22 protein-coding genes and 1 tRNA gene are annotated in these 21,079 nt (G+C 69.0%); 11 read left to right on the top strand and 12 right to left on the bottom strand.

All coding sequences use genetic code 11. The features are described 5' to 3' along the window. Window positions 1-138 precede the first annotated feature (138 nt). From ABIA71_RS17620 to ABIA71_RS17630, 3 genes are read right to left on the bottom strand one after another with little or no spacing between them, the layout of a single operon-like run. Window positions 139-564: a DUF3106 domain-containing protein gene (locus ABIA71_RS17620; protein ID WP_354286912.1), complete on the bottom strand. Its 426-nt coding sequence runs from the start codon at window positions 562-564 to the stop codon at window positions 139-141. Between the two features lie 2 nt (window positions 565-566). Further along, window positions 567-902 carry a hypothetical protein gene (locus tag ABIA71_RS17625; RefSeq protein ID WP_354286913.1) on the bottom strand — a complete coding sequence of 112 codons (336 nt, stop codon included), beginning with the start codon at window positions 900-902 and terminating at the stop codon, window positions 567-569. Then, window positions 899-1,513, bottom strand: a complete 615-nt coding sequence (locus ABIA71_RS17630) for an RNA polymerase sigma factor (RefSeq protein ID WP_354286915.1) — start codon at window positions 1,511-1,513, stop codon at window positions 899-901. The genes ABIA71_RS17625 and ABIA71_RS17630 overlap by 4 nt, the downstream gene beginning before the upstream one ends. Before the next feature lie 78 nt (window positions 1,514-1,591). Here ABIA71_RS17630 and ABIA71_RS17635 point away from each other — a divergent pair, with 78 nt between their 5' ends. Beyond that, a complete protein-coding gene (locus ABIA71_RS17635; RefSeq protein WP_019182396.1) occupies window positions 1,592-1,900 on the top strand; it encodes an NAD(P) transhydrogenase subunit alpha part 2 in 309 nt (102 codons plus the stop codon). After that, window positions 1,897-3,351, top strand: coding sequence for an NAD(P)(+) transhydrogenase (Re/Si-specific) subunit beta (locus tag ABIA71_RS17640; protein ID WP_354286917.1), 1,455 nt, complete (start codon window positions 1,897-1,899; stop codon window positions 3,349-3,351). Before ABIA71_RS17635 ends, ABIA71_RS17640 begins: the two co-directional genes overlap by 4 nt. A gap of 347 nt (window positions 3,352-3,698) precedes the next feature. Here ABIA71_RS17640 and ABIA71_RS17645 read toward each other — a convergent pair whose 3' ends face one another. Further along, window positions 3,699-4,118, bottom strand: coding sequence for a hypothetical protein (locus tag ABIA71_RS17645; RefSeq protein ID WP_354286919.1), 420 nt, complete (start codon window positions 4,116-4,118; stop codon window positions 3,699-3,701). 118 nt (window positions 4,119-4,236) lie between these two features. Between ABIA71_RS17645 and sufT the strand changes: the two genes are divergently transcribed. The 3 genes from sufT (at window position 4,237) to ABIA71_RS17660 (ending at window position 8,143) form a co-directional block, all read left to right on the top strand. Continuing rightward, complete coding sequence (gene sufT, locus ABIA71_RS17650; protein ID WP_128095673.1) at window positions 4,237-4,788, top strand: putative Fe-S cluster assembly protein SufT; 552 nt, start codon at window positions 4,237-4,239, stop codon at window positions 4,786-4,788. A 57-nt stretch (window positions 4,789-4,845) separates the two neighbouring features. Then, window positions 4,846-5,943, top strand: coding sequence for a branched-chain amino acid aminotransferase (locus tag ABIA71_RS17655; RefSeq protein ID WP_354286922.1), 1,098 nt, complete (start codon window positions 4,846-4,848; stop codon window positions 5,941-5,943). A gap of 454 nt (window positions 5,944-6,397) precedes the next feature. After that, entirely contained in the window at window positions 6,398-8,143 is a 1,746-nt protein-coding gene (locus ABIA71_RS17660; protein WP_354286924.1) for a S8 family peptidase, read from the top strand. Window positions 8,144-8,746: 603 nt separating this feature from the next. Here the strand turns inward: ABIA71_RS17660 and ABIA71_RS17665 are convergent. From ABIA71_RS17665 to wrbA, 3 genes are all read right to left on the bottom strand, one after another. After that, complete coding sequence (locus ABIA71_RS17665) at window positions 8,747-9,232, bottom strand: asparaginase domain-containing protein (protein ID WP_038690351.1); 486 nt, start codon at window positions 9,230-9,232, stop codon at window positions 8,747-8,749. Window positions 9,233-9,335: 103 nt separating this feature from the next. Further along, on the bottom strand, window positions 9,336-9,671 hold the full coding sequence (locus ABIA71_RS17670) for a DUF2069 domain-containing protein (RefSeq protein WP_354286926.1): 336 nt from the start codon (window positions 9,669-9,671) through the stop codon (window positions 9,336-9,338). Beyond that, complete coding sequence (gene wrbA, locus ABIA71_RS17675) at window positions 9,668-10,258, bottom strand: NAD(P)H:quinone oxidoreductase (protein WP_137190973.1); 591 nt, start codon at window positions 10,256-10,258, stop codon at window positions 9,668-9,670. The genes ABIA71_RS17670 and wrbA overlap by 4 nt, the downstream gene beginning before the upstream one ends. Before the next feature lie 83 nt (window positions 10,259-10,341). On the opposite strand from wrbA, the gene ABIA71_RS17680 reads away from it, so the two are divergent. Together ABIA71_RS17680 and ABIA71_RS17685 are read left to right on the top strand one after the other, a co-directional pair. Continuing rightward, the gene (locus ABIA71_RS17680) at window positions 10,342-11,616 is read left to right on the top strand and encodes a YihY family inner membrane protein (RefSeq protein ID WP_128095668.1); all 1,275 of its coding nucleotides are present in this window, start codon (window positions 10,342-10,344) and stop codon (window positions 11,614-11,616) included. Continuing rightward, window positions 11,613-12,182 (top strand): TlpA family protein disulfide reductase, encoded by a 570-nt coding sequence (locus ABIA71_RS17685; RefSeq protein WP_354286929.1) that lies wholly within the window; start codon window positions 11,613-11,615, stop codon window positions 12,180-12,182. The genes ABIA71_RS17680 and ABIA71_RS17685 overlap by 4 nt, the downstream gene beginning before the upstream one ends. Before the next feature lie 183 nt (window positions 12,183-12,365). Here ABIA71_RS17685 and ppk2 read toward each other — a convergent pair whose 3' ends face one another. Genes ppk2 through hemA form a run of 5 tightly spaced genes read right to left on the bottom strand, consistent with a single transcriptional unit; the run spans window position 12,366 to window position 17,601 of the window. Then, the gene (ppk2, locus tag ABIA71_RS17690) at window positions 12,366-13,145 is read right to left on the bottom strand and encodes a polyphosphate kinase 2 (RefSeq protein WP_354286931.1); all 780 of its coding nucleotides are present in this window, start codon (window positions 13,143-13,145) and stop codon (window positions 12,366-12,368) included. 47 nt (window positions 13,146-13,192) lie between these two features. Next, complete coding sequence (locus ABIA71_RS17695) at window positions 13,193-13,531, bottom strand: hypothetical protein (RefSeq protein WP_354286933.1); 339 nt, start codon at window positions 13,529-13,531, stop codon at window positions 13,193-13,195. Between the two features lie 23 nt (window positions 13,532-13,554). Beyond that, complete coding sequence (locus tag ABIA71_RS17700) at window positions 13,555-15,252, bottom strand: O-linked N-acetylglucosamine transferase, SPINDLY family protein (protein ID WP_354286935.1); 1,698 nt, start codon at window positions 15,250-15,252, stop codon at window positions 13,555-13,557. A gap of 2 nt (window positions 15,253-15,254) precedes the next feature. Then, on the bottom strand, window positions 15,255-16,340 hold the full coding sequence (gene prfA, locus ABIA71_RS17705) for a peptide chain release factor 1 (RefSeq protein WP_128095664.1): 1,086 nt from the start codon (window positions 16,338-16,340) through the stop codon (window positions 15,255-15,257). Then, complete coding sequence (gene hemA, locus ABIA71_RS17710) at window positions 16,318-17,601, bottom strand: glutamyl-tRNA reductase (protein ID WP_354286937.1); 1,284 nt, start codon at window positions 17,599-17,601, stop codon at window positions 16,318-16,320. Before hemA ends, prfA begins: the two co-directional genes overlap by 23 nt. Before the next feature lie 64 nt (window positions 17,602-17,665). On the opposite strand from hemA, the gene ABIA71_RS17715 reads away from it, so the two are divergent. From ABIA71_RS17715 to ABIA71_RS17730, 4 genes are all read left to right on the top strand, one after another. Then, on the top strand, window positions 17,666-19,363 hold the full coding sequence (locus ABIA71_RS17715) for a tetratricopeptide repeat protein (RefSeq protein WP_354286939.1): 1,698 nt from the start codon (window positions 17,666-17,668) through the stop codon (window positions 19,361-19,363). Next, complete coding sequence (gene lolB, locus ABIA71_RS17720; protein ID WP_354286941.1) at window positions 19,360-20,022, top strand: lipoprotein insertase outer membrane protein LolB; 663 nt, start codon at window positions 19,360-19,362, stop codon at window positions 20,020-20,022. Before ABIA71_RS17715 ends, lolB begins: the two co-directional genes overlap by 4 nt. Beyond that, on the top strand, window positions 20,019-20,888 hold the full coding sequence (ispE, locus tag ABIA71_RS17725; protein WP_354286943.1) for a 4-(cytidine 5'-diphospho)-2-C-methyl-D-erythritol kinase: 870 nt from the start codon (window positions 20,019-20,021) through the stop codon (window positions 20,886-20,888). The genes lolB and ispE overlap by 4 nt, the downstream gene beginning before the upstream one ends. A 9-nt stretch (window positions 20,889-20,897) precedes the next feature. Next, window positions 20,898-20,974: transfer RNA gene (locus tag ABIA71_RS17730), tRNA-Gln, on the top strand. The last annotated feature ends 105 nt before the right edge of the window (window positions 20,975-21,079 follow it).

A 21,079-nucleotide genomic window follows, 5' to 3' on the forward strand; every position in this document is an offset into this window, starting at 1 on the left:
ACCCACGCGGGTTTCCACCCGGGGTAGAGCCACCCCATGGGTGGCTGTACACCACAGGCGCCCGCGGCATTCCCGCACCCACGCGGGTTTCCACCCGGGGTAGAGCCACCCCATGGGTGGCTGCACAACCCCCCGGCATCACCGCTTCGGCGGCGGCAGATCCTTCACCGGGTTGGCCTTCAACCAGTCCTGACGCTGCTCGGGAGTCATCTTCGACCAGCGCTCACGCAGCGCGTCGCGCTGCGCCGGGCTCAATTCGCGCATCTGCGCGAACAGCGCGCGCGCCTGCTCGCGCTGCTCCGGGCTCATGTTCTCGAACCGATGGCGCCCGCGCCGGGCCAGCTCGCGCTGTTCCGGGGTCATGCCCTGCCAGCGCTGCCCGTGCTGCAGCATGCGCTCGCGCTGCGGCGGCGGGGCATCGTTCCAGCGGTCGCGCACGGGCGCGATCAGCGCCTCGCGCTGCTGCGGGGTCAGCCGATCCCACTCCGGCAGGGTCGGGGCCTGCGCCCCGCTGGCCGCGCTCGTCGACAGCAGCGCAAGGGCCAGGATCAGTCGCGGTGTCATGTTCACTCCATTGCCAGGTCGGTCGTGCCCAGCCACACGTACAGGTCGGGATTCTCGTCGAGCATGTCGCTGCTGTCATCCACCGCCGAGGCCACCGCGGGCGTGGCCGGGGTGCCGGGCGGGTTGGCGGTGAAACTGTAGCCCAGCGCCAGCGCGGCCACCGCCGAGCAGGCGGTGGCCATCCACCAGCCATGCGCCCGGCTACGGCGTGGCGCGGCCGCATGGCGGGCACTGCGCAGCCGTGCCAGGGTGGCCGGCGACACCTGCTGCAGGGCCTGCGCGTGCAAGGCGTGCAGGGCGGCGTCGTCGTGCAGGGGCGGGGTAACGGGGCGGCTCACAGGGCGATCTCCAGGTGCTGCTGCAGCGCCTGCCGGGCGCGCGAAAGATGGGTTTTGACCGCGCCTTCGCTGCAGCCCATGGCGGCCGCGGTGGTGGCGCGGTCCAGTTGCTGCAGCACGCGCAGGGTGAAGGCCTCGCGCTGGCGCGCGGGCAGTTCGCGCAGTGCCCGCACCAGCTGGGCGTACTGTTCGCGCTGCTCGTGGGCCTGTGCCGGGCCGGGGGCGTGGTCGGCCCAGTCGATGTCGTGCTCGCTGCCGACCTCGTCGCTGCTGCGCCAGAAGCGCAGCCGGAAGCCGCGCCGGCGCTGCAGGTCGACCACCCGGCGGCGCAGGATGCTCCAGAACAAGGGTGCCCACTCGGCGGCCGGTTTGTCGCGGTAGGACAGCATCCGCAGCATGCTGTCCTGCACCGCATCCAGCGCATCGTCGCGCTGGCGCAGGCCGGCCTCGGCGAAGCGGAACGCGCGTGGCCCGATGCCCGCCAGGAACGCGTCCAGCGACACCGGCAGGGCGGCGTCGGCCTCGGTGGGCAGCGGTTGCAGGGTGGGGCTCACCAGCACAGGGTAGCGCTCGCGCAGGGGGGTACCTGTGACAACGCACCGGGGCGGCATCGGTTGACCGGCCTGCAGAACGGTTCAGCGCATGGTTATGATGGGGGGACGGGATCACCGCCTGGGAGACACACTACAATGAGCGACGGGTTCGTGGCGTTGTACATCTTCATGCTGGCCGCGATCGCCGGCCACGTGATCATTTCACGGGTGCCGGTGATCCTGCATACCCCTTTGATGTCCGGGTCCAACTTCATCCACGGCATCGTGCTGATCGGCGCGATGGTGGTGCTGGGTCACGCGCAGACGCCGCTGGAGAAGATCATCGGCTTCATCGCGGTGGTGCTGGGCGCCGGCAATGCCGCCGGTGGCTACGTGGTCACCGAGCGCATGCTGGACATGTTCAAGCCCAGCGCCAAGCGCGACGCCGGGGAGAAGGCACCTTGAACGTGAGCACCGCGCAACTGCTGCAGTGGCTGGTGCAGGTGAGCTACCTGGTGGCCGCCACCCTGTTCCTGCTGGGCCTGCAACGCATGGCCTCGCCGATGACCGCGCGCAGCGGCATCCGCTGGGCCGGGCTGGGCATGCTGATCGCCACCGTAGCCACGTTCTTCCTGCCGGAGCTGCACAACATTCCGCTGATCCTGGCGGCGGTGGCGATCGGCACCGGCGTGGCCTGGTGGTCGGCCAAGCGCGTGGCGATCACCGACATGCCGCAGATGGTGGCCCTGTACAACGGCATGGGCGGCGGCTCGGCCGCGGCGATCGGCGCGGTCGAACTGCTGCGCTTCTCGTTCCTGGCCAACCGCGATACCACCCATTGGAGTGAACAGGCCCTGGCCGACCTGGCCGCACGCCAGCCGTCGGCCACGGTGCTGGCACTGGCCATCATCGGCTCGGCGATCGGCGCGGTGTCGCTGTCCGGCTCGATCATTGCCTGGGCCAAGCTGGACGGGCGGCTGGACCGGCGCGTCACCTTCCCCGGGCAGCAGGCGTTCAACCTGCTGGTTGCGCTGGCGATGGTGGTGCTGGGCGTATGGGCGGCCATCAGCCTGAGCCCGGTGGCCATCATCAGCTTCTTCGTGGTCGCACTCGCCCTGGGCGTATTGATGACGCTGCCGATCGGCGGTGCCGACATGCCGGTGGTGATCTCGCTGTACAACGCGTTCACCGGCCTGGCCGTGGCATTCGAAGGTTACGTACTGGGCAACGAGGCCCTGATCATCGCCGGCATGATGGTCGGCGCGGCCGGCATCCTGCTGACCCGCCTGATGGCCAAGGCGATGAACCGGCCGATCAGCGGGGTGCTGTTCTCCAACTTCGGCGGCGGTGGCGTGGCGCAGGAAATCAGCGGCGCGCAGAAGCCGATCGAGGCCAGCGACGTGGCGGCCATGCTCGCCTTCGCCGAGCGCGTGGTGATCGTGCCCGGCTACGGCATGGCCGTGGCCCAGGCGCAGCACAAGGTGTGGGAGCTGGCCCAGCGCCTGATCGACCGCGGCATCAAGGTGAAGTTCGCCATCCACCCGGTCGCCGGGCGCATGCCGGGCCACATGAACGTGCTGTTGGCCGAAGCGGGCGTGCCTTACGACCTGATCGCCGACATGGACGACATCAACCCCGAGTTCCCCAACACCGACGTGGTGCTGGTGATCGGCGCCAACGACGTGGTCAACCCGGTGGCGCGCACCGACCCGGCCAGCCCGATCTACGGCATGCCGATCCTGGACGTGGTGAACGCGCGCAACGTGGTGGTGATCAAGCGCGGCAAGGGCACCGGCTTTGCCGGCATCGAAAATGCGCTGTTCTACGCCGACAACGCCCGCATGCTGTACGGCGATGGCGCCGGCGCGGCCAGCGCGCTGGTCAGCGAATTGAAGGCGCTCGACGGCGGGCACTAAACAGAACGGTAGCGCCGGCCGCTGGCCGGCTCCTCGCGATGCATCAGTCACCCGGTAGCGCCGGCCGCTGGCCGGCTCCCGCGCTGCATCAGTGCCCCGGTAGTGCCGGCCGCTGGCCGGCTCCTCGCGATACATCAGTCACCCGGTAGCGCCGGCCGCTGGCCGGCTCCCCGCGCTGCATCAGTCACCCGGTAGTGCCGGCCGCTGGCCGGCTCCTCGCGATACATCAGTCACCCGGTAGGCGCCGGCCGCTGGCCGGCTCCCCGCGATGCGTGAATACCCATGCGTTTCCTCCCCGGCGTCATGAAGAGCCGGCCAGCGGCCGGCACTACCGGCGTGCAGGGCGGCTACTTCGCCACCCACCACCCGATCACCAGCGCCACGCCCAGCCACAGCCACTCCACCGCGCCGTTGGCCAGGCCGATCAGGGTCCAGGCCATGAATGGGCCCATCCGCAACGATGAATCCCACGGATTGAGGCCCATCGAGCCGCCCAGGTAGGCCGAGGCGATGCCCCAGTTGGCGGCCAGCGCAACCAGCAGGGTCGCCACCAGGGTCACCACCACCCGGGCCGGGCCGGCGCGGAAGGTGCCGAGGCGCAGCATGAAGGCGATGTCCAGCGCCGCCAGCACCGCCATCCAGCCGGCCTGGCGGCCGCTGAGCAGGGCAATGAACAACCAGGCCAACGTGGCCGTGACGACACCAAGCAGCAACATCGGGGGCCAGAGCCAATGGCGGCTCCGGACAGGCACGGACGTGGGCGACATGCAATCTTCCTGTGAGTGCCCACAGGATACCGGCTTGCGGGGTGACCGGCGCGTGGGCGGCCGCTGGGCTAAAATGGTCGCCTTGCGGGAATTGGCCGCGACCCCCATATCGATCCACATGTATTCCCGTAGCAGTGAACCTGTCCACTTCGAACGCGACTGCGAGGCCGTCATGGTCCCGCAGGGCGAAACGGTCACGCTGCCCGCTGGCAGCTATGGCTACATCACCCAGGCCCTGGGTGGCAGCTATACCGTCTTCGTCGAAGGCAATCTGTTCCGCATCGCCGGCAAGGATGGCGACGCCATCGGCAAGGAACCGGCGCCGGCGCTGGAGCTGCCTGAAAACGCCTCCGATGACGAAGTCGAAAAACTGGTGTGGCAGCAGCTGCGCACCTGCTTCGATCCTGAAATCCCGTTCAACATCGTTGACCTGGGCCTGGTCTATGAGGTCGACCTCAAGCACCTGGACGATGGCCGGCGCGAGATCGACGTCACCATGACCCTGACCGCGCCCGGCTGCGGCATGGGCGATATCCTGGTCGATGACGTGCGCAGCAAGCTGGAGATGATTCCGACGGTGGCCCAGGCCGACGTCGAGCTGGTCTTCGACCCGCCGTGGGGCCGCCACATGATGTCCGAGGCCGCCCGGCTCGAAACCGGCATGCTGTAACCGCCCACCGCCAGCAGGCGTCGCGGCGTTCCCCGTAACCAGAACAGGAAATATCCGGTGTCCCAGTCTTCCGTGAGCTTCAACACCACCCGTTCCGCCACCCCGCGCAGCAGCGAGGAGCGCGAGCGCATCCTGGCCGCCCCCGGTTTTGGTCTGCATTTCACCGACCACATGGTGGAAGTGCGGTGGGACAAGGACACCGGCTGGCACAACGCGAACGTGCGTCCGTACGGCCCGCTGCAGCTGGACCCGGCTGCGGCGGTGCTGCATTACGGCCAGGAGATCTTCGAGGGCATCAAGGCTTACCGCCACGCCGACGGCTCGATCTGGACCTTCCGCCCGGACGCCAACGGCCGCCGCCTGCAGCGCTCGGCGCAGCGCCTGGCGCTGCCGGAACTGCCGGTGGACATCTTCGTCGAATCGCTCAAGCAGCTGATCGCCGTGGACGCCAGCTGGGTGCCGTCGGCCGACGAATCCAGCCTGTACTTCCGTCCGTTCATGATCGGCGATGAAGCCTTCCTCGGCGTGCGCGGTGCGCACAAGGCCGGCTACTACGTGATCGCCAGCCCGGCCGGCCCGTACTTCGCCAAGGGCGTGGCCCCGGTGTCGATCTGGCTGTCCACCGAGTACGCACGTGCGGCCAAGGGCGGCACCGGTGCGGCCAAGTGCGGTGGCAACTACGCCGCCTCGCTGCTGCCGCAGCAGAAGGCGCAGGCCCAGGGCTGCTCGCAGGTGCTGTTCCTGGACCCGGTCGAAGGCAAGTACCTGGAAGAACTGGGCGGCATGAACGTGTTCCTGGTCTACAAGGACGGCACCCTGGTGACCCCGGCGCTGTCGGGCAGCATCCTGGAAGGCATCACCCGCGAGAGCATCCTGCAGCTGGCCCGCGACCGTGGCATGAAGGTCGAAGAGCGCAAGGTCACCATCGACGAGTGGAAGCAGGGCGTGGCTTCCGGCGAGATCGCCGAAGTGTTCGCCTGCGGTACCGCGGCGGTGGTCACTCCGATCGGCCAGCTCAAGGGCGAGGGCTTCTCGGTGGGCGACCTCAGCGCGCCGGCCGGTGAAGTGACCATGTCGCTGCGCAAGGAGCTGACCGACATCCAGTACGGTCGCCTGCCGGACCGCCACGGTTGGCTGGTGCGTCTGGACGCGTAAGCGCCCGAGCCCTGAGACACCCTGAAAAACCCGCCTGGCAACAGGCGGGTTTTTTCATGGCGATCGTGCCGGCCGCAGCACCCAAGAACGCATTGTCCAGCGGTGGCAGCACCGCGCAGCCCCCGGTGCGCAAGGCGTGTCCGCATTTTTCCGACGCAGACAGCCGAAACAGACATTCGATGTCGCGATGTGACCGGTCGGAAGGCGCCAAGTTCCTTCACTTTCACAAACCTTCGACACGGGAAGTCTCAGATCCGACATTTCATGTCGCTGAAGTGCGGCTGAAACATTGTTGAACCTGCATCGACCCACTAGGTTCGCGATGGGCGGTTTGATTTCAGGGGAACCGATCCAGCAACCGGTCTTGATCCGTGCCATCGCGTTCAACAGCCCCCGGGTCGGGACTGGAAATTCAGCCGCGTTCGCGGCATCCACAGTCTGAAAGGGAAATCCGATGTCTCATGATTCGCAACCCCGTTTGCGTCAGCGTGCATTGGTTGTACTCGGCGCGTCCGTCCTGTCCACCCTGCTGCTGGCCGCCCCGGCATTCGCCGGCGATGTGCAGCTGAGCGGCTTGTCGTCGGCACCGACGCACCAGCGTTTCATCGTCAAATACAAGGATGGCGCCAACCTGGTCGCCACCCCGACCGCACTGGCCAGTTCGTTGAAGGCGGCGGCCTCGGCCGTACCGGCTTCGCAGGGTCGCGCGCTGGGCCTGCAGAAGCTGCGCCAGCTGGCCATCGGCCCGACCGTGGTCAAGGCCGATCGCCCGCTGGATGCGGCCGAATCGGAACTGCTGATGCGCCGCCTGGCGGCCGACCCGAACGTGGAATACGTCGAAGTCGATCAGCTGATGCACGCCACCCTGGTGCCCAACGACGCGCGCCTGTCCGAGCAGTGGGGCTTCGGCACCAGCAACGCCTCGATCAACGTGCGTCCGGCGTGGGACAAGGCCACCGGCACCGGCGTGGTGGTGGCGGTGATCGACACCGGCATCACCAACCATCCGGACCTCAACGCCAACATCCTGCCCGGCTATGACTTCATCAGCGACGCGGCGATGGCGCGCGACGGCGGCGGGCGTGACAACAACCCGAACGATGAAGGCGACTGGTACGCCGCCAACGAGTGCGGCTCGGGCATTCCGGCATCGAACTCGAGCTGGCACGGTACCCACGTGGCCGGGACCATCGCGGCGGTGACCAACAACAGCACCGGCGTGGCCGGTACGGCATTCAACGCGAAGGTGGTGCCGGTGCGCGTGCTCGGCAAGTGCGGTGGTTACACCTCCGACATCGCCGATGCGATCGTGTGGGCTTCCGGCGGCACCGTCAGCGGCGTGCCGGCCAATGCCAACCCGGCCGAAGTGATCAACATGTCGCTGGGCGGCGGTGGCACCTGTTCGACGACCTACCAGAACGCGATCAACGGTGCGGTGTCGCGCGGCACCACGGTGGTGGTGGCGGCGGGCAACAGCAACACCAACGTGTCGTCGTCGGTGCCGGCCAACTGCGCCAACGTGATCGCGGTGGCGGCCACGACCTCGGCCGGCGCGCGCGCCAGCTTCTCCAACTACGGCGCGGGCATCGACATCTCGGCCCCGGGCCAGGCGATCCTGTCCACGCTCAACAGCGGTACGACGGTGCCGGGCACGGCGTCCTACGCGTCCTACAACGGGACGTCGATGGCGGCGCCGCACGTGGCCGGCGTGGTGGCGCTGGTGCAGTCGGTGGCACCGACGGCGTTGACGCCGGCGGCGATCGAGACGTTGCTGAAGAACACGGCGCGGGCATTGCCGGGTGCGTGCAGCGGCGGGTGCGGCGCGGGCATCGTGGACGCCGATGCGGCGGTCACGGCGGCGCTGGGCGGGACCAATCCGAACCCGGGTACGGGCACGGTGCTGCAGAACAATGTGCCGGTCACCGGTCTGGGTGCGGCCAGCGGTGCTTCGCTGTCCTACACGGTCGTGGTGCCTGCGGGCCGTTCGCAGCTGAAGGTGAGCATTGCCGGTGGCAGCGGTGATGCGGACCTGTACGTGCGTTCGGGCAGCGCTCCGACTGACACTGTGTACAACTGCCGTCCGTATCTGAGCGGCAACAACGAGACCTGCACGATCACTTCACCGGCGGCCGGTACCTGGCACGTGCGGGTGAAGGGCTATTCGACCTTCTCCGGGGTCACCCTGACCGCGCAGTACTGAGCCCACATCCCTCTCCAATGGGCACGCCCCGACTTCGGTCGGGGCGTTTTTTTTTGGTTTTTCTTTTTTTTTAGAAGCTGAAAGCCGAAGCAGGATCACGATCAAGATCAACTGCCGCGGGTTCGCGCCTGCTCTGGCTTGGCCGGGTACGGGTGGGTTGGCGGGACACGCCGCAAGTACGTCCCTGTAGGCTCGTGAGCGCCATCCATGGCGCCCAACGGTCCCGCCAACCCACCCGTACCCGTCCCTTGACAGTGTGCTGGGGCGCAACGAAAGAGCGGCATCGCTGTCCGCTTGGCGGTGCTTTGCCTTGTGCGGCCACCAGCCAACTGTCGAGGGCGGGGGTGTGTGAGTTCGTGGGACCGTTGGGCGCCATGGGTTCGGCGCATGCGCCGGACGGGTTGGGCAGGACGCCCAACCCCGGTCTTGCCGTTTGTGCAGGACTGCACAAACGCGCAAGGCGCCCACGAGCCTCCAAGGATGGATTTACGGCGTGTCCCGCGGACTCACACCCCCCCGCCCAGCCAGGGGGCGGGCAAAGTGCTGCTTCGAGCTGTGCTTTTACAAGCATCCAGCAAACAGAAAAAAAACCGCGCGCTCGAATCAGGCTTCTTCGAACCGGTTCGCTGCCACGTTCTTGCGCACGTGCTCCGGGTTCCAGATGCGGCCGTTCATGGCGATGTACACGCCGCTGGCCAGTGACTGCACCGCGCCGATCGCGCAGCCGATGTTGAACTCCGCGTCCGAACCGCGGAAGCGGGCCGGGCTCAGTGCGCCGGTCATCACGATCGTCTTGTCGGCGATGCTCCGCAGCACCTGGCCGGTCTGCACCATCGAATCGGTGCCGTGCGTCACCAGCACGTGGCGCGTCGGCTGCGCGGCGATGGTCGCGCGGATCAGCTCGCGGTCCTCGTCGGTGATGTGCAGCGAATCCTTGCGCAGGATCGGAATCACATTGAAACGGAACGTCACGCCCAGCTCGCGCAGGATCATCCCGATCTGCGGATCGCCGATCTGGTAGTCCGACTTGTCGTCGAAGTAGATCTTGTCGATCGTGCCACCGGTGGTGATGATCAGTAGTTCGTCCATTGCAGGCTTCCTGGATAGCGGTCAGAACCGTGCGGGCAGCCCGCGCCGGGATGCAGATGATACGACCGCCAGCGCCGCCCCGCAGCCGCAGGCCGCCAACCGGTCAGCGTTTCCCGAAGCGGCGGCGCAGCCCCGGGCCACTGCCCACCCCGATCACCGCCAGCGCCAGCAGCAGCTCCGCCCATGCCCAGCCGGCCGTTTCCGGGTGGCTCCAGGCGCTCATCACCCCATGGCTGAACCAGAACAGCGCCAGCACCCCGGCCCAGAAGGCCGCCTTGCCGCGCCGCACCCACACCCCCAGCGCCAGCAGCAGCGGCGGCAGGGTAAACACCAGCTGCGTGGCCAGCCAATGCCGGTCCTGCGCAAACCACAGCGCATACACCGCCGCCAGCGCCACCAGCAGCAGCGCCAGGATCGCGTCCTGCGCCCGACCGTTCATGCCAGCCGCCGCGCGATGTCGGCCACGCGCCGGCCCAGCGCACGCGCCAGGATCGCCTCATCCTCGCTCGGCACCGGATTGTCGTCGGCCCCGGCCACGTGGCTGGCGCCGTAGGGCGTGCCACCGGTGGTGGTATGGCTCAGCGCCGGCTCGGTGAAGGGAATGCCGACAATCAGGCAGCCGTGGTGCAGCAGCGGCACCTGCATCGACAGCAGGGTCGATTCCTGGCCACCATGCAACGACGCCGTCGAGGTGAACACCGCCGCCGGCTTGCCGGCCAGGGTGCCATTGACCCACTCGGCACCCAGCCCATCCAGAAAATGCTTCACCGGCGCGGCCATGTTGCCGAACCGGGTCGGGCTGCCCAGGATCAGCCCATCACACTCGGCCAGATCGCCGATGTCCACGTAGGGCGCGCCATCCTCGGGCACCGGCGGGCGGGCAGTCTGCGTCACCGCTGCCACCGGCGGCACCGTGCGCAGCCGCGCGCTCATGCCCGGCACCTCGCCGATGCCCCGTGCGATCTGGCGGGCCAGCCGGGCCACCGAACCGCCGCGGCTGTAGTAGAGCACCAGTATTTCCGCCATCGCGCGTCATCTCATCCGGACCAGCGGCCAGTATGGCGATGCGATGCAGTCCCGCACACCCCTCTTCGGGTACCCTTGCGCCGATGGAACCCCTCGACACCGTGAACCTCTGGATGGAGCGCGTGCGCGATCGCAAGCGTGCCGCCAGCTTCGGCCGCTTCCTCTGGCGGCGCTTCCTGGACGACCGCCTGTTCCAGGCCGCGGCCTCGCTGGCCTACACCACCGTGTTCGCGCTGGTGCCGCTGGCCATCGTGGTGTTCGGCGTGCTGTCGGCGTTCCCGGTGTTCGACCGCTGGAGCGATCAGCTCAGCGACTACGTGTTCTCCAACTTCGTGCCCAACGCCGCGCGCGCCGCCGAAGGCTACCTGCGCCAGTTCTCGGCCAGTGCCGGCCAGCTCACCGCCGCCGGTTTCATCGCGCTGGTGGTATCGCTGCTGATCACCCTCAACAGCGTGGAAGAAACCTTCAACCAGATCTGGCGCGTGGGCTCCACGCGGCCCAAGCTGACCCGCTTCCTGGTCTACTGGACCGTGCTGACCCTCGGCGCGATGCTGGCGGCCGCCTCGCTGGCGGTATCGGCGCGGGTGTTCGCGCTGCCCCTGTTCGGCACCAGCGAAGGCCGCTGGCTGGCCAATTTCTCGCTGACCGTGGCGCCCATCCTGATCGAGTTCGTCTGCATCACGCTGGTCTACCGGGTGGTGCCGCACCACACGGTGAAGTGGCGGCATGCCATTCCGGGCGCGATCCTGGCCGCGGTGATGCTGGAACTGGTGAAGTGGGGCATGGGCGCCTACCTGGGCAGCTTCCAGTCCTACCAGAAGCTCTATGGCACGGTCGCTTTCGTGCCGATCCTGCTGCTGTGGATCTACCTGTGCTGGGTGTCGGTGCTGCTGGGAGCCTCGCTGGCGTCCTCGGTCGCTGCCTTCCGCTACCAGCCGGCCGAGCTGCGCCTGCCCACGGGCTACGAAATCTATGGCCTGCTGCGCCTGATCGGCCGGTTCCAGCAGGCCCGTGCCGAAGGCCACAGCCTGGACGATGACGAGATCCTGCGGCTGGAGCCCATGCTCACCGATTCGCTGCTGCAGACCATGCTCTGCGACCTGGAGGCCATCCGGGTGGTGCGGCGCGACGAGCGCGGCGAATGGCTGCTGGCGCGCGACCTCGACAAGCTCACCCTGGCCGACCTGTACGAGACCACGCAGATGCGGATCCCGGTGCGCGAAGCCTACCTGCCGTACCGCGACGACAGCCTGGGCCAGGCCTCGGTACTGGCGCTGGATGCCCTGCGGCTGCCGCTGCGCGAACTGCTCAAGCGCCGCGTCAGCGATATCTATTCGACCCCCGGAGATACACCATGACCGCCAAGCCCCTGCTGCTGGCCGTGGGCCTGCTGGCCCTGGCCGCCTGCAACAAACCCGCGCAGCCCGACGCCGCTGCGCCCGCGCCGGCCACGCCCCCCGCCGCCGTCGCGGAACCGGCCACGCCGGCCACCGCTGACGTTGCGCCGACCGATCGCAAGACCGTGGAACGTCCCACCCTGACGTTGCCGGCACTGGATGGCAGCACCTACGACCTGGCCGCACACCGCGGCAAGTGGGTGGTGGTCAATTTCTGGGCCACCTGGTGCGCGCCGTGCCGCAAGGAAATGCCCGAGCTGTCGGCGCTGCACGCGATGCGCAGCGAGATCGAGGTGGTCGGCCTGGCGTACGAGGACATCGAGCCGGCCGAGATGAAGGCGTTCCTTGAAAAGCGCCCGGTGACCTATCCCATCGTCATCGTGGACACCTACAACCCGCCCGAGGATTTCGCCATCCCGCGCGGCTTGCCGCTGACCTACCTGATCGCGCCCGACGGCAAGGTTGCCAAGGAGTTCCTCGGCCCGGTCACCGCGCACGACATCGAGACGCGCATCAAGGAAGGCTGAGCCGTAGCGCCGGGCTCTGCCGCGCCGCGAGGTGCGCGGGCGCCATGACGACGAACGCATCGCCATGCGCCCGTGACTTGCCGCACCACGTACGTAGCGCCGGGCTCTGCCCGGCTGCTTTTCCAAAAAGCGATGCACCCGCCGCTCCAAAAAGCGATGCACCCGCCGCAGGTGCCTGCGGCACTACGGAATCTCGAACCCGTCAATCGGCGGCAGCACCCCGAACTGCTCCTTGTGCAGCTTGCCCTTCAACGGCGGCAGCGCCAGTTCCGGTTCGTCCACGCGGGTGTCGGGCATGCGGTCGAGCAGGTTGCGGATCAACGCCAGCCGGCCGCGCTTCTGGTCGTTGAAGTCCACCAGCGTCCACGGCGCCTCGTCACGGTGGGTCGCGCGCAGCATCGCTTCGCGCGCGTCGGTGTAGGCGCTGTACTTGCTGCGTGACTCCAGGTCCACCGGCGACAGCTTCCAGCCCTTGAGCGGGTCCAGGTGGCGCTCGGCAAACCGCTTTTCCTGCTGCGCCTGGTCCACGCCCAACCAGTACTTGAAAAGCAGGATGCCATCGTCCACCAGCAGCTTCTCGACCACCGGCGCCTGGGCCAGGAACGCGTGGTACTCCGGTTCGCTGCAGTAGCCCATCACGTGTTCAACCCCGGCGCGGTTGTACCAGCTGCGGTCCATCAGCACGATCTCGCCGCCGGCCGGCAGGTGCGCAAGATAGCGCTGGAAATACCATTGGGTGCTTTCGCGGTCGGTTGGCTTGGGCAGCGCCACCACCCTGCATTGGCGCGGGTTGAGGTGCTCGGCGATGGCCTGGATCGCACCGCCCTTGCCGGCGGTATCCCGGCCTTCGAACAGCACCAGCACGCGTTGGCCGGTGTGCTGCACCCAGCGCGCCATCGCGATCAGCTCCAGTTGCATGGGTTCCAGCAGGGCCTGGTACTGCTTGCGCTTGAGCTTGCCCATCCACGTGCCTCGGTCATCGGGAACCCCGAGCCTAGCGCAGCGAAGGTTCAGCCGTTGTCGGCGTTGCCGGGCAGGGCACGCGGTCGGTGCACCAGGAGGTCGCCCGGCATCAGCAGAACCGGTTGCCCGGCAATCTCCAAGGCAACGTCTGCCACCGGCTCGCCCTCATCGTTGCATTCGACCACGGCAAACGACCCGAACGCATCGGCCGGCCAGGGAAGTATCGTGGCCACGGCACGACCGTCGATCGCGTGCTGTGCGCACCACTGCAGGCGGGCGATGGCCAGGTCGAGCTCACTTTTCCAGGCGAGCGCAGCGGCGTCGCCGGTCGTTTCGCGCAGGGTTGCGATCGCCTGCGCGCGCGCCTGTTCCAGCAGCAACAGCACCCGTGGCGATCCCGCGCCCGGTGTCACGCCGCGCCCTGCCAACCGCGTTCGCGCGCCAGGTCTTCCACCACCGCGCTGAAGTCACGGGCAAACCCGGCCATGTCGAACAGGCCGCTGTCACCGCGACGCTGCGCCAGTTCCGCGCGTAACGCCTGCAGTGCCTGTGCGTCGTTGCCCAGCGCGATGGCGGTGGCCACGAAGGCGCGGTCGTCGGCTACGTTCATGCGCGCCAGGCCCAGGTGGTGGTTGAGGCTGCCGGCCACGCGCGAGGCAAACGTCGCCCCGGGACAGGTCAGCACCGGGCACCCGGCCCACAAGGCATCGGACGCGGTGGTGTGGGCGTTGTAGGGGTGGGTGTCCAGGAACAGGTCGGCGTGCTGGTAGCGCGCGAGGTACTCCGGATGCGGCAGCTTGTGCATGAACACCAGGCGCGCCGGATCCAGCTGCGCCTGACGCGCCGCGCTGCGCAGCCGCGCATCGGCGTTGCCCGGGCCGGACAACAGCCACAGCACGCTGCCGGGTACCCCGTGCAGCACCGCGAACAGGCGCTCCACGCTGCGCGGGTTGAGCTTGTAGCTGTTGTTGAAACAGCACAGCACCACGCCCTGCGCCGGCAGTCCGCAGTCTTCGCGCGACGGTGGCGCGGCGGGCACGCGGGTGTTGTCCGAGGGTTGGAACGCACGCGGCAGGTATCGCACCTGCTCACTGAACCCGGCCGCCAGCGGCGCGGGCAGCACGAATGCATCGGCCAGCACATGGTCGATCCAGTCCGCGCCGGAGGTGCCCGGATAGGCCAGCCAGTTCACCTGGACCGGGGCAGGGCGCATCGCCAGCACCTGCGGGGTACCGCCGCCGCCCCAGCCGCGCAGATCGAACAGCACGTCGATGGCGGTGTCGCGGATGCGCGCGGCAATCTGTTGGTGCGACGCCGCGCCCACCTCGTGCAGGTGCGTGGCGGCCGCCTGCAGGCGTGCGCGGATGGCGCTGCCATCGTTGCCGGTCAGTGCGAACAGATGCAGGTCCAGGCGGCCGGCGGCGGCCAGCTGTTCCAGCAGCGCCACGATCAGCAGCCCGGTGGGATGTGCGCCGAAGCCGTTGGAAAGAAAGCCCACGCGCAGGCGGCCCTGGCTGCGCACGGTGGAGGCGGGCAACGGCCGCACGCTGGCACTGATGGCTGCCGCGCGCTGCCGCGCGCAGGCCAGTTGTTCGGCGGCGCTGCCTTCTTCACTGAGGAAGGCGAACGGTTCCACCGCGGCCTGGCCCTGCGCGATGGCCTGGCGCACCTGCGCCGACAGGCGCTCGATGTTGCGCCAGTCGCACAGCCGGCGCTGCCAGTTGAGCAGCTGCGCGGTGATGTAAGGTTCGCCCGGCAGCAGCGTGTGCGCATGCCGGTAGGCGTCGGCGGCGGCCTCCGGCTGGCCGGCATCCTCCAGCGCGTGGCCGAGCCACAGCGCGATGCCGGGGTGTTGCGGCGCGCGGTCGGACGCCTGGCGCAGCAGGGCTGCCGCCTCGGCATGGCGCGCCTGCATCCAGCGCGCACGGCCCAGCCGGGCCAGCGCTTCGGGGTGGTGGTCGCGCAACTGCAGTGCACGCGTTGCGGCGTGCTCGCCGGCGGGGACATCGCCGGCCTCCAGTTCGGCATCGGCCAGCATGACCCAGGCGATGAAATCGGCCGGCTGGCGTTGCACCGCCAGGCGCAGCTGCTGCCGGTCCGCGTCCATCCTCAGGTGCCCGCCGCCAGCTGTGCCAGCTCGTCGGCCTGGTGCTCGTGGATCAGTCGTTCCACCAGCGTGTCCAGCTCGCCGGCGATGATGTTGGGCAGGTCGTACAAGGTCAGCCCTTCCACGCGGTGGTCGGTGATGCGCCCCTGCGGGAAGCTGTAGGTGCGGATGCGCTGGCTGCGGTCGCCGCTGCCCACCTGCAGCCGGCGGCTCTCAGCCGTGGCCGCGGCCTGCTTGCTGCGTTCGGCATCCAGCAGCTGTGCCTTCAGGCGCTTCATCGCCTTGTCGCGGTTGGCGTGCTGGCTGCGCTCGGTCTGGCATTCCACCACCACCCCGGACGGCACGTGGGTGATGCGGATCGCCGATTCGGTCTTGTTGACGTGCTGGCCGCCGGCGCCGGACGAGCGGAAGGTATCCACGCGCAGGTCGGCCGGGTTGATCACCACGTCATCCACTTCGTCCGCTTCGGGAATGATCGCCACCGTCGCCGCCGAGGTGTGGATGCGGCCCTGCGACTCGGTGGCCGGCACGCGCTGCACGCGGTGCGTCCCCGACTCGAATTTCAGTTTGGAATACGCACCGCGGCCAACCACGCGGGCCACGATTTCCTTGTAGCCACCGTGTTCACCGGGGCTGTCCGATTCGATCTCCACCTTCCAGCCCTGGCGCTCGGCGTAGCGGGCGTACATGCGGAACAGGTCGCCGGCGAAGATCGCGGCCTCATCGCCCCCGGTGCCGGCCCGCACTTCCAGGAACAGGTTGCCGTCGTCGCGCGGGTCGCGCGGCACCAGCAGCAGCGCCAGTTCCTGGTCCAGCTGCTGCAGCCGCTCCTGGGCGGCGGTGATTTCCTCTTCGGCCAGCTCGCGCAGGTCCGCATCGCCGCGCATGGCTTCGGCCGCAGCCAGGTCGGCCAGTGCACGGGCCTCGTCGGCCAGGGCCGTGGCAATGGGCTGCAGCTGCGCGAACTCGCGCGAGAACGCGCGGAAACGGTCGTTGTCGTTCACCACGGCCGGGTCGGCAAGCAGGCGTTCCAGTTCTTCGCGGCGTTCGGCCAGCGCTTCCAGCTTACGGCGCAGGGTCGGCGTCATCAGTCTTCACAGCAGGATGTTGGTAGCCCGGCTTGGCCGGGAACAGGCGCTCGGCGGCGCGGGTCAGCTCAGTATCGCCGCTCAGCGCCGCCGCGCGCAGGGCGGCGGTGGGCGGGTGCAGCAGGCGGTTGGTCAGGCCATGGGCCAGCAGTTCCAGCACTTCTTCCGGCGATTTGCCGTGGGCCAGCTGCTGGCGGGCCTTGTCCAGCATTTCCACGCGGGTCGCTTCGCCGTACGCGCGCAGTTGCCGCAGCGGTGCCTGGTGGGCGCTGGCCTGCAGGGTTTCCACGAAGCGGGCCACCTGCAGTTCGATGATCGCTTCGGCTTCGGCAGCGGCCTCGCGACGGCTGCGACGGTTGTCTTCGACCGCCCGCTCCAGATCGTCCACGGTGTACAGGAACGCATCGGGCAGCTCGCCCACGCCCGCCTCGATATCGCGCGGCACGGCCAGGTCGAACAGCAGCATCGGCTTGTGCTTGCGGGTCTTCAGCGCGGCGGCCACATGTGCGCGGGCAATCACCGGCTCGCGTGCGGCGGTGGCCGAAAACACCACGTCGGCCTCGCCCAGGTGGCGCTCCAGTTCGGTCAGCGGCAGGGCCACGCCGCCGTGGCGGCTGGCCAGTTCCTGGGCATGGGCCAGCGTGCGGTTGGCCACCAGCAGGCGGCGCACCTTGCCTTCGCTCAGGTGCCGGGCGGCCAGTTCGATGGTCTCGCCAGCGCCCACCAGCAGCACGGTGGAGTCTTCCAGCCGCGCGAACGAGTTCTGCGCCAGGCGCACCGCGGTGGAGGCCACCGAGATCGGGTTGGCGCCCACGCGGGTATCGGTACGCGCGCGCTTGGCCACCGAGAAGGTCTGCTGGAACAGCCGGTCCAGGCGCTGGCCCAGCAGGCCGTGGTCACGCGCGATGGCCCAGGCGTCCTTGACCTGGCCCAGGATCTGCGGCTCGCCCAGCACCATCGAGTCCAGCCCGGTGGCCACCCGGAACAGGTGGCGCACCGCGTCGGCGTCGGCGTGCTGGTACAGGTAGCCGTGCAGCTTCCCGGCGTGGGATTCCAGCCACTGCGCCAGCGCGTCACCGGATTCGGCCACCGCATACAGCTCGGTGCGGTTGCAGGTGGACAGCAGCACGGCCTCGGCCACCTGCGGGGTATCGCGCAGCGACGCCAATGCCTGGGGCAGGGCGTCGCCGCCAAAGGACGCGCGTTCGCGCAGTTCCACTGGCGCGGTCTGGTGATTCAGTCCGAGCACCCACAGGGTCATTGTTCAGTTGCTTGCGATAAGCTGCTGGCCATTCAAGTCGTCATTTTAAGGCCAGAAGCCCCCGATGCCCGCATTGATTCGCATCTCCAGCGTTCTGTTGCTGTCCTTGTCCGTCGCCAACGCCCTGTCGGCGCCGGCGCCGACCCCCGCTGCAGCCCCGGCGGCCAAGGCCACACCGGCCCAGACCGCGCCCTTGACCCCGGTCATGGCCGGTGAGTTCGCCCTGCAGGCCGGCAAGCTCGGCGACGCCGCGCGCTGGTACCTGGAGGCTGCCGAGGCCGGCACCGACGACGCCGGGCTGGCCGAGCGCGCCACCCGCATCTCCATGCTGGCCGACGACGACAAGCGCGCCGCCCGGGCGCTGGCGCTGTGGGAGGCCCGCGCCCCGCGCAGCCTGGCCATGCGCAGCGCTGCCGCGGCGCTGGACATGCGCCAGGCCGACATCGCCGGCGCGCGCACCGAACTGGGCGCGTTGCTGAAGGACCCGGACCCGCGTGGCTGGAAGTTCGCCATTGCCGCGCTGATCGGCGGCGGGCGCGACCCCGCCGTGCCGGCCCAGGTGCTGGGCGGGCTGGTGGACGACAACGCGATTCCCGACCAACTGGAGGTCTGGCAGGAGCTGGGCCGCCTGGCCATGCGCATGGAGCGCCCGGACCTGGCCAAGCGGATGGTCGACGAAGTGGTCAAGCGCTTCCCGAATGAACCGCGCGTGGCGCTGTTGAATGCCAGCCAGCTGGCCCAGGCCGGCAAGCAGGACGACGCGCTGGCGCTGCTGCGCGGGGTCGAGCCCAAGAGCCGCCAGGACCCGGAGCTGCGCAACGCGCTGGCCATCGCCTATGACAGCCTGGGCGATCCGCGTTCGGCCGCGCGCGTGCTGGCCGTCGGCCCGCAGGACGTGCAGACCTGGGGCATGCGTGCCTCGCTGCTGGCCAAGCAGAAGGACGACGCGGGCCTGCTGCTGCTCTATAAGGACCTGTCGGCCAAGGCCGCCAAGCCCGACCCCGCCCAGCGCCTGCTGCTGGGCAAGATCGCCGAGTACCTCAAGCGCCCGTCCGAGGCGGTGGACTGGTACCACAGCGTGCCCGGGGGCGAGGAACTGCCGGAAGCGCGCCTGCGTGCGGCCAATGCCCAGTACGACGCGGGCCGCCCGGACAAGGCGTTCGCCGAAGTGCATGCGATCCAGTCCGACGCCACCGTCGACGACGAGGCCCGGCGCGATGCCTACCTGCTGGAGGCCGAGCTGCGCCAGCGCGGCAACGACCTGCCCGGTGAGCTGGACGCGCTGGCCCGTGGCCTGGCGGCCTACCCGGACGAGAACGCGCTGCTGTATGCCCGCGCCCTGGCCTGGGAGCGCCGCGACGACGTGCCGCGTGCCGAAGCCGACCTGCGCAAGATCCTGGTCACCGACCCGGAGAACGTGGCCGCGCTCAATGCGCTGGGCTACACCCTGGCCGACCGCACCCAGCGCTACCAGGAAGCGCTGGAGCTGATCGACCGCGCGCGCGTCGCCGAGCCGGACAACGCGGCCATCGTCGACAGCTACGGTTGGGTGCTGTATCGCCTGGGCCGCAACGAAGAAGCCCTGGTGCAGCTGCGCCGCGCCTGGACCCTGAGCAAGGACGCCGAGGTCGCCGCGCACGTCGGCGAGGTGCTGTGGGTGCTGGGCCGCAAGGACGAAGCACGGCGTTTCCTCGACGAGGCACGCAAACTGGACCCTGACAACCGCGCCCTGCAGCGCGTGATCGAGAAATACGGCGTATGACGTTGAACCTGTTCAAGGCCGGCGCCGCGCTGGCGATGGCCGCATCGTTGTCGGCCTGCGTGTCGCTGGACGAGCGCAAGGCCCCAGCCGCGCCCACCGTGGTGACCACCGTGTCGGCGCAGGCCGAGCAAGCGGAAGCGGCCCGCGTGGCTGCCGTGCGTGCACAGCCGCAGTGGAGCTTCCAGGGCCGCGTGGCGGTCAACAAGGGGCGCAACGGCGGCAACGGGCGCATCGACTGGCAGCAGGATGCGCGCCGCTACGTGGTGGAGCTGAGCGCGCCGGTCACCCGCCAGAGCTGGAAGCTGACCGGCGACAGCCACCACGAAGGCGGGCGCCTGGAAGGCCTGGAGGGCGGCCCGCGTGAAGGCGAGGACGCGCAGCAGGTGCTGCTGGAGGCCACCGGCTGGGACATTCCGGTCAACCAGCTGCCCGACTGGGTGCGTGGCCTGGTGGCCGATGACACTGGCGCCGCCGAGCACGTCGAGCGTGACGGCGACGGACGGCCGCGTCGCGTCGAGCAGATGGGCTGGCAGATCCAGTACCTGGACTGGTACCCGGCCGAAGGCGACCGGCCGGTGCTGCCCCGGCGGATCGAAGCGACCAGCGGAGACGCCAAAGTGCGCGTGCTGGTCGATAGCTGGACCCTCGGCCGCCCATGAGTGCCCCGGACCTGAACGCGGGCTGGTCGCAGTGGCCGGCCCCGGCCAAGCTCAATCTGTTCCTGAACATCACCGGCCGCCGGCCCGATGGCTACCACCAGCTGCAGACCGTGTTCGCGCTGCTGGCATGGGGCGACGAGATCCGGCTGCGCGTGCGTGAAGACGGCCAGGTGCGCCGCGACGGCCCCTCGCTGGCGGGCGTGGCCGAGGCCGACGACCTGGCGGTTCGCGCCGCCATGCTGCTCAAACGCGCCGCCAATGTCGTCCAAGGTGCGGACATCGGTATTGAAAAGCACATTCCGGCCGGCGGCGGGTTCGGCGGCGGGTCGTCCGATGCCGCCACGGTGCTGGTCGGCTTGAACCGTCTCTGGAACGCCGGCCTGGACGTCGATGCGCTGGCCGCCCTGGGGCTGCAGCTGGGCGCGGACGTGCCGGTTTTCGTCCGGGGGCACAACGCCTGGGCCGAAGGTGTGGGCGAGCAGCTCACCCCGATCGCCCTTGCGCCGGCCTGGTATGTGGTCGCCGATCCGGGGGTGCATGCGCCGACCGCCGGACTTTTTGCAGATCCGCATTTGACGCGCGACGCCCCAGTGGCGAAAATAGCGGACTTCGCTTCCGGGTCTTTGCTCGGGAATGCGTTCGAGCCGGTACTGCGCCGTCGCGAACCTGCCGTAGAGGCAGCGTTTGCAGCGTTGAGCAGGATCGGCCGGGCACGACTCACCGGGTCGGGAAGCGGTTGTTTCGTCGAGTTCGCCACGCGCGCTGCTGCAGAGCAGGGCCTGGCGCAGTTGCCGGAAGGACTGCGGGCATGGGTGGCTGCGGGCGTGGAGCGCTCGCCACTGCTTGATGTACTCGAGCGTTATTGATTTTGATGCAGGGGCGTCGCCAAGAGGCCCAAGGCACCAGGTTTTGATCCTGGCATTCGGAGGTTCGAATCCTCCCGCCCCTGCCACTTGCGGATGTCAGCCGCGTTCCCATGCGCATATCTGCGCGGGCACGGCCGATGATCCGCGGTGTTGTCACCGCAGACACTCCAGGGTGCCGGCGGCCGAGTTCT

Source organism: Stenotrophomonas sp. 2619 (assembly GCF_040548725.1).
In the GTDB taxonomy this organism is placed as follows: Bacteria; Pseudomonadota; Gammaproteobacteria; order Xanthomonadales; family Xanthomonadaceae; genus Stenotrophomonas; species Stenotrophomonas maltophilia_AP.

Coding starts and splice junctions, on each gene's coding strand:
- ppk2 (WP_354286931.1), bottom strand. CDS start 13,145: ATGGGCAAGCTCAAGCGCAAGCAGTACCAGGCCCTGCTGGAACCCATG.
- sufT (WP_128095673.1), top strand. CDS start 4,237: ATGTATTCCCGTAGCAGTGAACCTGTCCACTTCGAACGCGACTGCGAG.
- ABIA71_RS17645 (WP_354286919.1), bottom strand. CDS start 4,118: ATGTCGCCCACGTCCGTGCCTGTCCGGAGCCGCCATTGGCTCTGGCCC.
- lolB (WP_354286941.1), top strand. CDS start 19,360: ATGACGTTGAACCTGTTCAAGGCCGGCGCCGCGCTGGCGATGGCCGCA.
- ABIA71_RS17670 (WP_354286926.1), bottom strand. CDS start 9,671: ATGAACGGTCGGGCGCAGGACGCGATCCTGGCGCTGCTGCTGGTGGCG.
- wrbA (WP_137190973.1), bottom strand. CDS start 10,258: ATGGCGGAAATACTGGTGCTCTACTACAGCCGCGGCGGTTCGGTGGCC.
- ABIA71_RS17620 (WP_354286912.1), bottom strand. CDS start 564: ATGACACCGCGACTGATCCTGGCCCTTGCGCTGCTGTCGACGAGCGCG.
- hemA (WP_354286937.1), bottom strand. CDS start 17,601: ATGACCCTGTGGGTGCTCGGACTGAATCACCAGACCGCGCCAGTGGAA.
- ABIA71_RS17715 (WP_354286939.1), top strand. CDS start 17,666: ATGCCCGCATTGATTCGCATCTCCAGCGTTCTGTTGCTGTCCTTGTCC.
- ABIA71_RS17680 (WP_128095668.1), top strand. CDS start 10,342: ATGGAACCCCTCGACACCGTGAACCTCTGGATGGAGCGCGTGCGCGAT.
- ABIA71_RS17685 (WP_354286929.1), top strand. CDS start 11,613: ATGACCGCCAAGCCCCTGCTGCTGGCCGTGGGCCTGCTGGCCCTGGCC.
- ABIA71_RS17665 (WP_038690351.1), bottom strand. CDS start 9,232: ATGGACGAACTACTGATCATCACCACCGGTGGCACGATCGACAAGATC.
- ABIA71_RS17635 (WP_019182396.1), top strand. CDS start 1,592: ATGAGCGACGGGTTCGTGGCGTTGTACATCTTCATGCTGGCCGCGATC.
- prfA (WP_128095664.1), bottom strand. CDS start 16,340: ATGACGCCGACCCTGCGCCGTAAGCTGGAAGCGCTGGCCGAACGCCGC.
- ABIA71_RS17660 (WP_354286924.1), top strand. CDS start 6,398: ATGTCTCATGATTCGCAACCCCGTTTGCGTCAGCGTGCATTGGTTGTA.
- ABIA71_RS17630 (WP_354286915.1), bottom strand. CDS start 1,513: ATGCCGCCCCGGTGCGTTGTCACAGGTACCCCCCTGCGCGAGCGCTAC.
- ispE (WP_354286943.1), top strand. CDS start 20,019: ATGAGTGCCCCGGACCTGAACGCGGGCTGGTCGCAGTGGCCGGCCCCG.
- ABIA71_RS17700 (WP_354286935.1), bottom strand. CDS start 15,252: ATGGACGCGGACCGGCAGCAGCTGCGCCTGGCGGTGCAACGCCAGCCG.